This is a genomic window from Rufibacter tibetensis, from assembly GCF_001310085.1.
Taxonomy (GTDB): domain Bacteria; phylum Bacteroidota; class Bacteroidia; order Cytophagales; family Hymenobacteraceae; genus Nibribacter; species Nibribacter tibetensis.
Window position 1 is genome coordinate 1,403,604 of the sequence record NZ_CP012643.1, and the last position, 14,399, is coordinate 1,418,002.

General features: G+C 48.8%; 11 protein-coding genes. 3 read left to right on the forward strand and 8 right to left on the reverse strand.

Going from position 1 to position 14,399, the window contains the following annotated elements; all coding sequences use genetic code 11:
* The first annotated feature begins 16 nt into the window (after nt 1-16).
* The gene (gene tamL, locus DC20_RS05385; RefSeq protein WP_169788159.1) at nt 17-2,344 is read left to right on the forward strand and encodes a translocation and assembly module lipoprotein TamL; all 2,328 of its coding nucleotides are present in this window, start codon (nt 17-19) and stop codon (nt 2,342-2,344) included.
* A 361-nt stretch (nt 2,345-2,705) separates the two neighbouring features.
* Here tamL and DC20_RS05390 read toward each other — a convergent pair whose 3' ends face one another.
* Nucleotides 2,706-4,691, reverse strand: coding sequence for a cytochrome-c peroxidase (locus DC20_RS05390; RefSeq protein WP_062542891.1), 1,986 nt, complete (start codon nt 4,689-4,691; stop codon nt 2,706-2,708).
* Nucleotides 4,692-4,984: 293 nt separating this feature from the next.
* On the opposite strand from DC20_RS05390, the gene DC20_RS05395 reads away from it, so the two are divergent.
* Both DC20_RS05395 and DC20_RS05400 read left to right on the forward strand, forming a co-directional pair.
* On the forward strand, nt 4,985-6,643 hold the full coding sequence (locus DC20_RS05395) for an alkaline phosphatase PhoX (RefSeq protein ID WP_157593059.1): 1,659 nt from the start codon (nt 4,985-4,987) through the stop codon (nt 6,641-6,643).
* Nucleotides 6,644-6,852: 209 nt separating this feature from the next.
* Nucleotides 6,853-7,794 (forward strand): leucine-rich repeat domain-containing protein, encoded by a 942-nt coding sequence (locus DC20_RS05400; RefSeq protein WP_169788160.1) that lies wholly within the window; start codon nt 6,853-6,855, stop codon nt 7,792-7,794.
* A 248-nt stretch (nt 7,795-8,042) separates the two neighbouring features.
* Here the strand turns inward: DC20_RS05400 and DC20_RS05405 are convergent, their stop codons facing one another.
* The 7 genes from DC20_RS05405 to imm9 all read right to left on the reverse strand — a co-directional run bounded on the left by DC20_RS05405 (nt 8,043) and on the right by imm9 (nt 14,318).
* Entirely contained in the window at nt 8,043-9,662 is a 1,620-nt protein-coding gene (locus tag DC20_RS05405; RefSeq protein WP_062542894.1) for an amidohydrolase, read from the reverse strand.
* A 55-nt stretch (nt 9,663-9,717) separates the two neighbouring features.
* Nucleotides 9,718-10,077 carry a TfoX/Sxy family protein gene (locus DC20_RS05410; RefSeq protein WP_062542895.1) on the reverse strand — a complete coding sequence of 120 codons (360 nt, stop codon included), beginning with the start codon at nt 10,075-10,077 and terminating at the stop codon, nt 9,718-9,720.
* Between the two features lie 133 nt (nt 10,078-10,210).
* On the reverse strand, nt 10,211-11,269 hold the full coding sequence (locus DC20_RS05415; RefSeq protein ID WP_083470244.1) for an FKBP-type peptidyl-prolyl cis-trans isomerase: 1,059 nt from the start codon (nt 11,267-11,269) through the stop codon (nt 10,211-10,213).
* Between the two features lie 16 nt (nt 11,270-11,285).
* Nucleotides 11,286-12,050, reverse strand: coding sequence for a type I methionyl aminopeptidase (map, locus tag DC20_RS05420; protein WP_062542897.1), 765 nt, complete (start codon nt 12,048-12,050; stop codon nt 11,286-11,288).
* A 107-nt stretch (nt 12,051-12,157) separates the two neighbouring features.
* A complete protein-coding gene (locus DC20_RS05425) occupies nt 12,158-12,964 on the reverse strand; it encodes an alpha/beta hydrolase family protein (RefSeq protein WP_062542898.1) in 807 nt (268 codons plus the stop codon).
* A gap of 89 nt (nt 12,965-13,053) precedes the next feature.
* Nucleotides 13,054-13,716, reverse strand: a complete 663-nt coding sequence (locus DC20_RS05430; RefSeq protein WP_062542899.1) for a hypothetical protein — start codon at nt 13,714-13,716, stop codon at nt 13,054-13,056.
* A 128-nt stretch (nt 13,717-13,844) separates the two neighbouring features.
* The gene (gene imm9, locus DC20_RS05435; RefSeq protein WP_062542900.1) at nt 13,845-14,318 is read right to left on the reverse strand and encodes an Imm9 family immunity protein; all 474 of its coding nucleotides are present in this window, start codon (nt 14,316-14,318) and stop codon (nt 13,845-13,847) included.
* Nucleotides 14,319-14,399: the final 81 nt, after the last annotated feature.

Genomic DNA, 14,399 nt, shown 5'->3' on the forward strand with positions numbered 1-14,399 from the left:
AGCGCTTTCTATACACGTGACCTTTTTAAGAACTTCTTACTTCCGAAGCCTGCTTTTGGTGGTGCTGTTAGCAACACTGGCCGGTTGCAGCAGCACCAAAAGTGTGCCCCAGGGCGACTACCTCTACATTGGCGGTGACATCAAAGTGACCTCTCCTTATCCTGAGACCGATGCTAAAGCCCTAGAACCAGAGCTGAATGCCGCCATCCGGCCGCAGCCTAATCTTTCATTTCTGGGCATGCGTCCCAAACTCTGGATCTACAACGCCATGGGGGGCAACCGTGAGCGCAAAGGCATTGCCAACTGGATCAAGACCCGCCTGGGGGAGCCTCCGGTTTTATTAAGCGAGTCGCACCCAGACCGCGTGCAGGCCGCCATGATCAACCGCCTGTACAACAACGGGTACTTTTCTCCTACCTTGGAGCACAGCATTGACACTACCAGCAAGCGTAAAATGGCCATGGTGCATTACAGTGCTACCGTGGGCAAACAATACACCATTCAGCAGATTCAGTTTCCGCAGGGGAATGACAGCGTTTCCATTGCCATTCGGGCAACGGAGCCCCAAAGCCTCCTGAAGGTGAACGACCCTTACAATCTGGAAAAACTCATTGCCGAGCGCCTGCGGGTAAACGAGGTACTAAAAGAGAAAGGCTTCTTCTTCTTTGATGAAAGTTACCTCATCTACCACGTAGACAGCACCCTCAACAACAAGGTTAACATCTATGTGCGCCTCAAAGACACGGCTCCTCAGAAAGCCCTGATTCCCTACCGCTACAAACAGGTAAGCATCTACACTGACTTCTCTTTGGGCGATTCAATTGGCGACAGTGAGGCACCCGTGCAGTTCAAAGATTACAAGTACTACCCAGACGAGGAAACCTTTAAAGCTAAAACCATTTTGAACGCAGTCTTTGTGGAAAATGGTGATTTATACAGCCGCAAACGCCACCTGCAGACTGTGAACCGTCTCATGGATCTGGGCACGTTCAAATTTGCCGAGGTCCGTTTCACACCCTTAGATTCCATTGGTTTAGACGGACGCCTGAACGCGGACATTCTCCTGACTCAGGCCAAAAAGAAATCGTTGCGGGCAGAGATCCAAACGGTGCAGAAATCAAACGGATACGCCGGGCCGGGGATCACGGTCAGTTTCCGGAACCGGAATGCCTTGCGTGGGGCCGAGTTACTGCTCATTAACCTGGTAGGCTCCTTTGAGTCGCAGATCAGCGGCGACAGTGCCCGCTCCGGCTTAACCTCCATGGAGGTGGGGGCAGATGCGGAGATGCACGTGCCTCGCATCATCTCGCCGTTCAACATTAGGATTGCCAGCAGTATGTATCAGCCCAGAACGCGGTTCAGATTGGGCTTCCGGTTCATCAACCGGCAGGAATTCTTTCAACAGAACTCCTTCAACTTTGAGTACGGTTACTCCTGGCGGCAGTACGCTACCACTGAATTTCAGATAAACCCGGTACAGGTACAATACTCCCGGTTGCTCAACCCCACCCCTGCTTTTCAGAAAGAACTGGCTCAACGTCCGTTCCTGGCCCGGGCTTTTGACCAGCAGTTAATCATTGGGGGAAATTACCGGTTGGTGTTCAACACCCAGGGCATTGAAGGACGAAAACACCAGTTCTACATCAGCCCCGGGCTGGATTTCTCGGGCGGTTTATGGGGCCTTTTCTACAGAGTGAAGAACCAACGTCCCGCAGATCCGGAGTTCCCTAACACCTTCCGCGGACAGGCGCTTTCACAATACGCTAAGTTCGATTTGGAAACTCGCTACTACTTCAACATCACAGATAAACTGGTGCTGGCTACCCGCCTTCTGGGAGGCTATGGTTTGCCTTACGGAAACTCAAATGTGCTGCCGTACATCAAGCAGTATGGTATTGGTGGACCTAACAGCATCAGGGCATTTCCGGCACGTAGCCTTGGTCCGGGTCTCTACAATCCTCAAGCCTTGCAGGAACCCGGCAACGAAGTCTCCCAAAGCTTCTCCTATTTTGACCAAACTGGTGACATCAGGCTGGAAGGAAATGCCGAGTTCCGATTCCCGCTGCTAGACCCCTATCTGAAAGGCGCGTTCTTTGTGGATGCCGGTAATATCTGGCTCGTGAATGAAGACCCTACCCGCCCGGGCGGAAAGTTCAGCGGTAATTTCATAAACCAACTGGCCATTGGCGCCGGTGCCGGTATGCGAATAGACGTGCAGTTCTTCGTGATTCGCGTTGACTTGGCGTATCCGCTCCGTGATCCCACTTACCCTAACGGCGGTCGGCCTAAATCTGGCCTCTTCGGGGCTGGGGTGCTGAACCTGGCCATTGGGTATCCGTTCTAAAAACTGTCTAGAAAAAAAGCCCTCCTGTTTATGGCCTGCTTTGAAGAAAGTTGGCCATAAACAGGAGGGCTTTTTGTTACCGTAGATAGAACACCTTCGCCTCTCTGCAGAAGCTGTCTTTATGTGAGTGGTGCCAAAATTTCGTTTTATAGGATCTAACGGAAACGATGTAATTCCCACGCATTGCGTTCCCCTTTAAGGGGGTTGGGGGATGAATACTCGTGGTGATAATAAGCACTTCCGAAGTTTGTAAGGCAATCCCTAGTGGTTGCCCTAACCCATTAGCAATAGCTATAGGCTCTTCTACTGACCTGGTCATCCCCCTACCCCCTTCAAAGGGGGACCCAATGTAAACTATGAATTAGTACTCTCCGCCTACCGGGCGGCTGTTGTACTTCCTTTTTGAGAAGAAAGTAGGCAGGCTTTTGGGGGCCGATCTGGCAGAGGTGGTGTCGGTAAGCGAGTGCATGAACGCGATTAAATCTTGTTTCTCAGCGGCAGTAAGTTCCAGTTTGTCTGAAGGAAGGGTTTGATGCGGGACATCCATTCCCAATCCGGCCCCGCCGCCCTGGTCATAAAATTCCATTACCTCATTTAACGTGGTAAAAACGCCATTGTGCATGTAAGGTGCCGTCACGCCCACATTCCTTACGGTGGGGGTTTTGAAGGAAAACCTGAACACCTCGGCGGGGATGATGGCGCCTTTGCCCGGGTCTTGGTCTAAGGTGGGGTTCTTGAGATCAGCAGTGGCCGGAATGCCTAGTATTTCTGATTCACTTTCCAGAAAACGGGGCGGAACCGTTCCGTTGAAGATGGGTGCGAAATGACAGGTGCCGCAGGCCGCTTTCCCCATGAACAGGTTGAACCCGCGTTTAGCTTCTGCCGATAAGTGCTCTGTTTCGCCGCGCATGTATTTATCAAAAGGTGAATCCAGCGCGACCAGGTTCTGCACATAGGCGGCGATAGCCCGGTTGATGGTGTTGGTGTTCAAGCTTTGGTCTGCCTGGTCTGAGAAGGCTTGTTTGAACAGCTTTCTATACGCGGCGCTGCCTTTGAGTTTATGGACTACTTCTTCATAATCGCCGTGCAACTCATCTGATTTCACCAGCACGTCTGGTACCTGGTCCTGCAGGTATTGGGCGCGGCTGTCCCAAAAATAGGCGGTGCTGTAGATGGCATTCAGCAAGGTGGGAGAATTGCGTTTAAGGGTTCCTTTGAAATCAAATGCCACACTGCGGGCTACCCCATCAGCGAAGCCTTTTTCTGGAGAATGGCAACTGGCGCAGGACCGTTTATTGTTGGAAGACAGTAAGGGGTCAAAGAACAAGGTTTTGCCCAAGTTTACCAGCTCGGGCTTCTGTTCCTGTCGGTCTTGTTTGGCGTAGAAGGCGGTTTGCAGAAAATCGGGGCTAAACAAGCTAAATGCTTTGTCATTGACGGGCTTCAGGCCAGCGGCTTCCTGGGGCAGCACCTGTTGTTGCAAGCGGGTGAGGGAAGCATACACCGGGTCCAATAGCTCCCGGATGAAGTACATACGGTCAAAGGTCTCAAATCTGGGGTGCTGTTCTAAATACGTGATGGCTGCGGCTACCTGTCTGCTTATCTTGTGGCATTGATCAGAAATTTCTTTGTCTCCTGTACGGCCATACAGTTCAACCGCGGTTTTTACCGGGCGCAGAGCCGATGCACTAAACTCCATCTCCCGCCCTGCCGCGGGTGCATCAAAGCCTGTGATGCCCATGGTCATGACCCGTAAAGTCTCTTCCCGAAGACTTTCCAGGAGTTGTTTGACCGTAATAGGTTGGTTGTAGAGACTGCTGGAGAACAGCCCGGCTTTTTCTTCCAGCGCATAGGCCAGCACAATTGCTTCCTTTACCTGCTCCCGGGAAACACTATCAGAAAACAGGATTTCCTCTAAAACCTGCAAGCCTTGGGGTGGGAACGTGCGGACGCTCGGCTTCTGGAAAGCGATGGTCTGGTAATTGGCTTCTTCTACCAGCACTTTTGGCAAGGGAGCGCCGTTCATGCCTTTCGCTAGTTCAGGGTCCAGGTACTCCAGAAGGTACTCTGTTTTTTTATAGGCGTCTTTTACCTGGTAGAAGGCGGCCCTTCCCTGCTCCACCGTAGCTTTTCCTTTTTCAATAGAGTGCAGGGTTTGGGTCAACTGTTTTGCCTGCTCCTGCAAAGAAGCCACATCCTGTATAAAAATTTTCTTCACGGCTTCGGTGCCCTGACTAGTTGACTCTGGAGTGAACGAAGAGCAGATAACTCCTATGAGAAAACACAGATTTAGCACCAGCAGCATAAATTTCACCTGAGGAGCATTGTTGAGGGGAAAAGAAAACATGATCTCTTATGTAAGGGGGAAAGGACTGAAAGCATGAACAGAATAGAGTGCCACCTTCTTCATCAGACCAAATGCACGAACTCTACGCTTTACAAAGGAAGCACCTGAACGTCACCCCCACTTTAAGGAAAGGTTAAGCCTATGTTATGAAATCAGATTGAAAGAAGATCCAAGTGAGACAACCTCAAAAAATCAGCTAATTAACAATCTAATAACACTTTACTAACCTGCAGGCAAAACAGAATGCGTTGTTTTGGGCATTGAAAATCCCCATTCAAAAAGAAGAAACAACCATGAACAAACTTTACGAAAGACTATTAGTCGCAGCAATGGTTTCTGCTGGTTCTGTCAGCAGCCTGGAGGCAGTAGCCCAGTCCAACACTTCGGCAGAAAGTGGAATACCGCAGAAAAACAAGATAGGTAGTTTCATCTCAGTGCAGCCTACCGGCCAAACTCCTACTACAGTAATTCCTTCAGAAACTCACCGGTACCAGTTGTTGGCTAAATCAGGCGTGACCACGTACGCTGATGGTTCTGCCATGCCCATTGGGAATGACTTCACGGCATACATCGGGAAAAACGGCAGCAGCAAAGAAGGGTACCTGGCCATTAACCATGAGAACACCCCGGGTGGTGTTTCTATCCTGGACATCCATTTAGACGAGGCCGCCAATATCTGGAAAGTTGATGCGGTACGTAAAGTGGATTTCTCTCCGTTGGTGCAAACTACCCGGAACTGCTCAGGAGGCATTACGCCTTGGGGCACCTTGATTACCTCTGAGGAAACCACCAACATAGCTGACAAAAACGGAGATGGGTACCAGGATGTGGGCTGGCAGGTAGAAATTGACCCGGCCACTGGTAAGATTATGGACTATGATGGTGACGGCAAACCCGATAAGTTGTGGGCCATGGGCCGCATGAGCCATGAGAACATTGCCATCAGCACTGATAGAGTAACCATTTACCAGTCCGAAGACGGCGGATCTAACGGAGTGTACAAGTTTGTGGCCAATGAGCCGGGCAACCTGTCTGAAGGAACGCTTTACGTACTGAAGCGTGATAGCGAAACGGCCACCACCGGTACCTGGGTAGTAGTACCTAACACCACCAAAGCTGAGCGCAACGCCACCCACATCATTGGTAAATCATTGGGCACCAACTGGCGCAACCCAGAGGACATTGAGTTCGGTCCGGATGGCATGATGTATTTCACCACCAAAGGCTCTGGGGATATCTGGCGCTTTAAAGACGAAGGAACTACTGTATCTGGCATTGAGGCTTGGGTTTCTCGTCAGCAATATGAGATCACGTACAACGGCGGTACCCAAAAAGAAGACTGGGGCACCGGTATTGACAACCTGACCTTTGATGGCGAAGGAAACCTTTGGGCTTTGCAAGATGGTGGGCGTGACAACGTATGGGTAATCCGCCCGAATCATACCCCGGCCAATCCACAGGTAGAGCTGTTCATGACCTCCCCTATCGGGTCTGAGCCTACCGGTCTTACTTTCTCGCCTGACTTCAAGTATGGGTTTATCTCTTTACAAAACCCTAGCAGCGGAAACAGAGCCGTGACCATTGATGCTGCCGGCAATGAGGTAGTGTTCAACAGTGCTTCTACCATTGTTTTCGCCCGTAACCAGTTTTTAGGCGAGCATGGCAAAAAGGTCTCAGAAAAAGCACAAGTGGCTTCTCTTTCTGCGTACCCTAACCCTTTCCAATCAAACACCAGCGTTAAAGTTAATTTACTTAAAACAACAGACGTAGTGCTGGAGGTGTTTGACATGCAAGGCAACAAGGTAGAAACCTTGGCCAAAGGTCTGCTGCAAAAAGGCGATCACCTGTTTGAGTTCACGCCTGCATCTACCTCTATTTTTGGCACTTACATTGTTCGTCTGTATGTAGACGGTCAGGAAACCAGTACCAGAATCATCAAAGGCAGCAACTAAACCCTGTCTAAAAGCAAAAAGGCTATGGGCTCTGGTCCGTAGCCTTTTTGCATTAGATTTCATTTAATAGATCAACTGTATAAAGGTTTGTCTCTTGTAGATGCACAGCATTTTAAGAGCACTTTTAGAAAAGCGGGTTTAAAACAGAACCAGCAGTCTTTGAAATTAACTGGATGCCCGCCTTACCAAGTGAGCATCATGAGTACCCCATGAAAACATCCATCATGAACAAAGTAGCCGTATTTCTCTTCCTTTTTCTCTGCATCAATCTACCTCAGGAAGCAGAGGGCCAAGCCTTGGCAAGTGGGGCTGAAGCTTCCGCGAAACCCTTCTATGATGTAAAGGCTGCCTTAACGAAGCCGGAAGAAGTGAAGCACCTGAACATCCGGCAACAGGACTACTACACACTTACCCCAGACATCTGCCAATTGGTTTATCTGGAATTTATCAACGCTATGAAAAACAAAATAGCGTCTATAGCTCCGGAGATAGGCCAATTAAAACAACTGCGGGATATCAACCTCAGCGAGAACGAGCTCCTGGAGTTGCCGTCTGCTTTTTACACCCTGCCTGCCCTGCAACAGGCAGACCTTAGCCACAACCATCTGTCTGAAATGCCTGCGGGCTTTGGGCAACTGAACACGCTGCAGGTTTTGTACCTGAACCACAACAAGATTAGAACCTTAACTTCTGACGTAGCCAAGATGAACGCCTTGCACACCCTCAATGTAAGCTACAACCATGTAGAAGTGCTTCCCTCCCAAATGGGGGAAATGACGAAATTAAATCACCTGGCGGTTACACAGAACCAACTGCGCCAGGTGCCACCCAGCTTGTTCAAGCTAAAGGAACTGAAAACCGTAGCGCTTGATTTCAACCAGATCACCGCTCTGCCCAAGCAAATAGGACAAGCCAAAACCCTACAAACCTTGTTATTGGGGCACAACCAGTTGAAATCGCTGCCCGACCAGCTGGTGCAGTTACAAGCCTTGGAACTACTAGACCTGAGTCACAACCAACTCACTACGTTACCCGCCAACATGCATAAAATGAAAAATCTAAGCACCTTGCTTTTGGTAGGCAACCCGCTTCCGGCGGCTGAAAAGGACCGGTTGAAAAAAGCATTGCCTAATACCTTCATTCAGTTTTAAATACTGCTACAAAAAAGCCTTCCCGTTTGGGGTCTGTTTCTATAAAACAGGCCCCAAACGGGAAGGTTTTTCGCGTTAACTGAGATCAAGTTAGTAGGAGACGGATAAGCCTTCAGCTTTTATCTTGAAAGGATTCTGGTAGCGGTTGGCACTTACGTTTATCAAATGTTTTCCTAGTTCGCCCACAAGATCCTTTCAGGAGGACAAAATGATGTGAAGGGATTTTTCACCACACACCTATCCTCAGTTTAAGGAGCTTTCTTTTCTACCTGTGGGTACTGGATGCCCAGTTGCTCCAGGTAGGTCTTGTATTTCTTGGGGTTGTAGTAATACTTCTTTAGCTGGGGTCTGAATTCGTCCTGAATTTTCTTGTTGAGATGGGTGGCCGGAGGAGTGGAAGCCTCTACAAAGGACGTATACTTTACGTCCTTTGTCTGCACATTGCGGTGGTAATCCCAGGCATCAGAGATGATTTTGGGGTTGGTGAGCATGTCCAGTAGGGTGGCGGCGACCACTTTGCTGCCGGCTACTACGCCTTTGTGCGCAATGGGGGTGGCCATGGCAATGGCATCAGCCCAGTTGTGCCCCGGCGTACCCGGAATGTTAGAGGCATACCGGAACACCACTGTAGGCACGTTCCAGGCAATATCTGCGATGTCATCACTGCCCCCTCCCCAGGAGAACTGGGCTGGTCCGTTCAAGGTGTCTATCTTGGTAGCCAGTCCGTCAATGGGTTTGCCTTGCTGGGTGGTCTTGGGGGCATTCACCAGTTTCTGGACGGCTCTGGCTAACTGCTGATCGGCGGCATCCCAGGTAGGTAGCCCCACGGTTTTGATGTTCTCATACACGGCCTCGGCAACAGGTTTGTTGAAATGCCCCGGCCAGGCCGTTCCCAGCAACTGATGCGTCACCTTGGTGCCCGTCATGGCAGCCACGGAGTTGGCGTAGAGGATTGCATCGTCATACATGCCCTTTATGTCTTCATAGGTTCTTTCACGGAGGTAATACCAGACACTGGCTTTGGAGGGCACCACGTTGGGTTGGTCACCCCCGTCGGTGATCACGTAGTGGGAGCGTTGAGTAGGCTTCAGGTGTTCCCGTTTAAAGTTCCAGGCAATGTCCATCAACTCCACGGCATCCAAGGCACTCTTGCCCCGCCACGGTGCTCCGGCGGCATGCGCAGAACTTCCCTCAAAGGTAAACTCCACTGACACCAAACCGTTGTTTCCAGCATCACCCCAAGACACGCCCATGTTGCTGCCCACGTGGGTAAAAATGCAGGCATCTACGTTCTTGAAATACCCGTCGCGGATGTACCACGCTTTGGAGCCGACCAGTTCCTCGGCCACGCCCGGCCAGATGACCAGGGTACCCGCCATCTTTTCCCGCTCCATGATTTTCTTGACCTCTATAGCCGACAGGATCACCAAAGGCAACCCCGAGTTATGTCCTTCGCCGTGCCCCGGAGCACCTTCCACAATGGGTTCTTTGTAGGCCACGCCCGGTTTCTGAGATGCTTTGGGGATGCCGTCAATGTCACTGCCCAGGGCAATCACGGGTTTGCCGTTGCCCCAGCGCGCCATCCAGGCAGTGGGGATTCCCCCTATCCCGGTTTCAATGGTGAACCCATTTTTCTTCAAGATGCCCGTGAGGTAAGCGGCGGTCTCCGTTTCCTGAAAACCCAGTTCAGAGAAACTGAAGACCATGTCTACCATTTCCTGGGCGTTTTTGGATTTCCCATCTAAAGACTTCATCACTTCCTTTTTCAGGTTTTCTACTTCTGCTGAGGAAGCCGTCTTTTGCTGCGCCTGTGCGAACGGCACCACACAGAACAGGAGCAAGAGCAAGGATACTTTCAAATACGTCATATGCAGAATGGTTAGCTGGTTCTAAAGGACATGCCCTCAGGAAATGGGTAGTCGTTTAGGAAAGATAGTAACCGTCCTTTTTCTTTCTGCTTTTTTTGGCGTCTTTATTGAAATCTAAAGCCAAATCAATCCAGTACTTCAATTCAGACTCATAACGTAACGCCTCCTGATCATCCAGCACCCATCCCTTCATGGTGCGGCCATTTGAATCCAAGGGTCGGCAGCCATTTTGTTCCAGCGCGCCCTCGTATAGGTTTGGGTTTATTCTGCAGAGCAGGGCATCCTTCATGACCCCTACACACATTTTCTCATGGTACAGGAAGGTAATTCCTCCCATCATTTCCTTCTCATCAATAGTAGGGAGATCTACCAATTGCTCCCAGATTCTATGGGCTAATTTTTCATTGTACGGCATACAGATGTTGCATCAGGTTCCTGGAAAACAGATCAAAACGGAAGGACTATCCTCGCCGCAGCCCGCTAAATGCAGCAGAATGTGTCTTCTCTGGGTCGGGCGTTAATTGCGTTTGATGTTCTGGATTGAAGCATCACTTTCTTCCTTCTTCGCGCTTCACCACCTCTATCTCAAACACCAGCACGCTGTTGGGCGGGATTTTGGGCGAACGCGTGCGGATGGAATACGCCAGGCCGGAGGGAATGACCAGCGTGATCTTTCCTCCTTCATTCAAAAGCGGAAGCCCCACTTGCCAGCCCCGGATGAGGCGGGACAAAGGAAACCGGGCTGGCTTGCCCACAGTGGTCTGGTCAAAGACGGTGCTGTCGCTCAGGAGATAGCCTTTGTAGTACACCGTGAGCGTATCGGTGACTTGCACCGGCGCTCCTGTTCCTTTTTCCTTGATGGCATAATAAATTCCATTGGTATACTGCAGGGGAAGGGTGCGCTTCTCTTGAATCGCTTTTTCAATGATGCTTTTCTCTGCTACAGCACGGCCGCTGCTATCTGCCTCTCCGAACCAATTGATAGCAGGAATAGTTACGGGAGCGCCTTCGGTACTGCGCCAGGTGCCGTTGCTGCGCTGAAAAGCCGTGCGGGAAAAAGAATCTAAGATGCGGTTCTTTTCTTTTGAGGAATGGAAACGACTCATGCTGTTGATGTAACCGGCACCGGGAACACGAACGGTCCCCATCAGCTTCCATTTCTGCAGACCGGGAAGGAACACATAGCCAGACCAAAGCGAGGCTTTACTGGCCGTATCAGGGGCTTTTACCAAGAGCAGTTTGTACAGGCCCTCTTCCAATCCAATGCCTCCCAGGGTAACTTCTTTACGGGTACGTACCGTCTGTAGTCCATTGGCCAGCAGCGGTGCCCCTGCCGGAACAGTCATCACCACCGCTAGCCCATTCTTCTTTTGCCTCTCCAGGCGCAACGTCACGGTTTCATTGCCAATGCCAACAGTGCCATTTTTAGAAGAGTTGGTGTTCTGGCGTAAGGTGACCTCTGTATAGAAGCCCGTAGCTTTTACCGAATCAGGAACGCTGTACAGGTTCCGGGTTTCTTTGCTTTGGCCCTGCGCGAATGAAACGGACAGAACGAAAAGAACAAGCAGCAAGATTGGCTTCGGGCAGGAAAGATGTTGAAGGGTCATAGAAAATTAGGTGAACTCAGTTCAATATTTCATTCATTTCGGTCAACACCACGGGCTGGCCGTCTGTGATGACCAACGTATGTTCGTGTTGTGCCACAAACCCTCCTTTGTTCCCCACCAGCGTCCAGCCATCTTTTAAGGTGTTGGCAATGGTAGAATTGGTGGAGATGAACGTTTCAATGGCAACTACCGAGTTCTTCCGAAATCTTTTGGAATTATAAGGGTCATAGTAGTTCGCAATTTCACCTGGCTCTTCGTGCAGCTGCCTCCCAATGCCGTGCCCGGTTAGGTTTTTGATCACTTTATAACCAGACTTTTTAGCTTCCGTTTCAATGAGCCGTCCTAGTTCAGCTATGCGCATCCCTCCCCTGATCTGGCTGATGGCTTTTGCCAATATCATTTTGGACGTGTCTACCAGTTGCTGATGCTGATGGATGTCTTCTCCCAGCACAAAAGAACCACCATTATCAGACCAAAACCCATCTAACTCGGCAGAGACATCTATATTAATGAGGTCGCCTTCTTTTAGAATTTTTGTGTCTGAAGGAATGCCATGGGCTATTTCATTATTCACACTGATGCACGTCCAACCCGGAAAGCCATACGTCAGCGCCGGAGCCGATTTTGCTCCGAACTCCTTTAGCAATTGCCCGCCGAACTCATCTACCTGTTTGGTAGACATGCCGGGCTTGGCGAACTGCCTCATTTCTTTCAAAGTCGTGGCTACGGCCTCGCTTATCTTTTCCATCCCGGCAAGTTCGCTTTCTGTTGATATAGACATGATGGTATCGAGTTAAAATGTTTGAGGATTGTGCCGCCGCTCTGGTATAACGTGTTGGGCTATGCGGTGGCGCAGCTGCCGTATAGGTATGGTTACCTTTTAGTGCTTTACTTTTGTGTGAACCTTAGTAGCTCTTTCATATACAGGTCCCCGAAGCTGGCTTTAGTCATTGCAATGAAGCCCTCTGTATGGTTACCACTGTGCTTCAACAATTCCCTGTTCCTTCTTAATTGAACAATCTTTTCGCTGTCCTCTACCGTGGTGAACTCGTCTTTCTCACCTGCCACAAGGAGCATGTCGCACTTTATTCCCTTTAGCTTCGCGGTGTAATTTTCGGCGCCCTTTGGCAGTACGATGTCTCTTCCTCTCGATGCCTTTACCTTAGCCACGTAAGCCTGAGGGTCATAGACATATCCTTCTGCAATCAGGAAATCAACCTTTTCTTGTTGCAGGGCAAGTGAGGCGACGATGGTTCCCATGGAGAAAGCCAGACCCCCTGTTTTATGTCCTTTTATATTGTCTTTCGTCCACCTCAGCACGGTTTGAAGGTCGGTGGCAAACTCGTTGTAGTAAAGGTTTAGCTGGTTAATCCCAAAGTCAGAGCTTTTCCCGAAACCCCTGTAGTCGAAGGCTACCACAGTGTATCCGCTTTCTGTCAGCGCCTTTATGTGGTGGAGCCAGTATGACATGTTGCCCCCGTCAGCATAGGATAGCACCAATGTGGTCTTGTTGTCTTTGGACGTTGGTGGCTTTATAAGCCACGTGTTTATGTCATAGCCGTCTGGAGTCCTTACCACCTGCTGATTATAGTTCATCCCCAGGCTATCTGGCGTGGCTACATATTCCCTGACAGGCTTTATAGCGTAGCAGTTGAAGGAAAGGAACAGGGCTAAAGCTAAAAGTATGCTTTTCATTCTTAAGTAGGCATTAAAGGTAACGGTCTCGTGTAAACAGCGTGAAAGGCCGTCGACCGAAGCATGTTTTTTACACAATGTCAGGTGCTTTATTTTTTATTTGCCCTCCAAATTGTATCTGTTCTTCTTATAGAGTCCAGTACAACATGGAAAGCTTTGCCTTTATTAAATACCGTTCTAGTTACAATAGAATCGTATTCTCTGGTAAAGCCTTTATTTGAAAAATCTCTGTCATAGGTAGAAATACTTGTAAGCAAAAGGCTGTCCCCTTGAATATTATACCTGAGCCTGTCTGTAATTCCATGTCCACCGTCCCCACCAGTAGCTCCTATATAATCAACGGAAGAAATTCTTTTTACAGCCTTATCGTAAGTAAAATGATAGAGGATTGAATATCCAACCTCATCATCATGTATGATAGAGAAAAGAAAAAAGTTGTCTAGTTCTTTGTAGTCGAAAAAGTAATATCTGGAGAATCTGTCGAACTCTACTTTAGCATCAGTGTCGTTGTTGAACTCTAGCCCAGCTAAATAGCTTTTGAAAAAGGTTGAGTCAACTGCCTTCAATTTCTCCAACTCAATTGAATCCATATTGAAATGTGTTGGCCGCTCAATTGAGTTTTTCTTGATTACTCTTAGAGGCAGAATCGCTTCGGCTTTTTCAACTGTTTCTACATTTTCAATCACAGTTTCTTGTTGTCTAGCACATGAGGCAATGATTACAACTAGAAAAATTGTCAGAGTTCTTTTCATTATTCAATATTGCACCTAACTACAGTTTATAATGCACCTAACGGTTAGGCTAAACGGCGGCTAAGGCCGTCGGCCGAAGGCTGACGTTTAGGTGTTGCTGTGGTGCGTAATTTTTTATTTCTTAAATTTTAATTAGGCTTAAAAATAACGAGATTCCCATTAACCTTGAACCCATCTTTGAAACTGTGCTCAATACCTCTCCTAAATGAGTCAAGCAAATAATCATTGATATTTGAGAATGAATTATAGTCTACTGGGAGTACATCAAAGTACCTTTCTGAATTCTTCGGTATGGTTAAGTCAACCTGCTGACTTTCCTCAACTCCCCAAGGAACTATGGTATTTATTGGTATGGGGATATGAATTACAATTAACTTAATCTTATCTGTCGTGTATGAACGTGTTTTCTTATAGACCCTAATTTTCTCCCCCTTTCCATAGGCACCACGGAACTCAATCTCCCAATCTTGTAGATTTTCAAAGGTTATTTGTCTCAGAATTCTATCCGCTTCTAATTTCAAAGTTTTGGACAGCTTTTTAGAATCAAAATTGACATCTAAGAAATTTATTACATAAGAAGAGTGGGTGATTCGGGTATCCATTCAAATATTTTTTATGCACCACAACTACAGTATATAAGGAGTAACTCCGGTTATTGGCGCTTTGGCTAGACAAAACATCCT

Excerpts from the sequence above, each read along its gene's own strand:
- DC20_RS05390 (WP_062542891.1), bottom strand. The coding sequence starts at position 4,691 with ATGTTTTCTTTTCCCCTCAACAATGCTCCTCAGGTGAAATTTATGCTG.
- DC20_RS05395 (WP_157593059.1), top strand. The coding sequence starts at position 4,985 with ATGAACAAACTTTACGAAAGACTATTAGTCGCAGCAATGGTTTCTGCT.
- DC20_RS05400 (WP_169788160.1), top strand. The coding sequence starts at position 6,853 with ATGAAAACATCCATCATGAACAAAGTAGCCGTATTTCTCTTCCTTTTT.
- DC20_RS05405 (WP_062542894.1), bottom strand. The coding sequence starts at position 9,662 with ATGACGTATTTGAAAGTATCCTTGCTCTTGCTCCTGTTCTGTGTGGTG.
- DC20_RS05410 (WP_062542895.1), bottom strand. The coding sequence starts at position 10,077 with ATGCCGTACAATGAAAAATTAGCCCATAGAATCTGGGAGCAATTGGTA.
- DC20_RS05415 (WP_083470244.1), bottom strand. The coding sequence starts at position 11,269 with ATGACCCTTCAACATCTTTCCTGCCCGAAGCCAATCTTGCTGCTTGTT.
- map (WP_062542897.1), bottom strand. The coding sequence starts at position 12,050 with ATGTCTATATCAACAGAAAGCGAACTTGCCGGGATGGAAAAGATAAGC.
- DC20_RS05425 (WP_062542898.1), bottom strand. The coding sequence starts at position 12,964 with ATGAAAAGCATACTTTTAGCTTTAGCCCTGTTCCTTTCCTTCAACTGC.
- DC20_RS05430 (WP_062542899.1), bottom strand. The coding sequence starts at position 13,716 with ATGAAAAGAACTCTGACAATTTTTCTAGTTGTAATCATTGCCTCATGT.
- imm9 (WP_062542900.1), bottom strand. The coding sequence starts at position 14,318 with ATGGATACCCGAATCACCCACTCTTCTTATGTAATAAATTTCTTAGAT.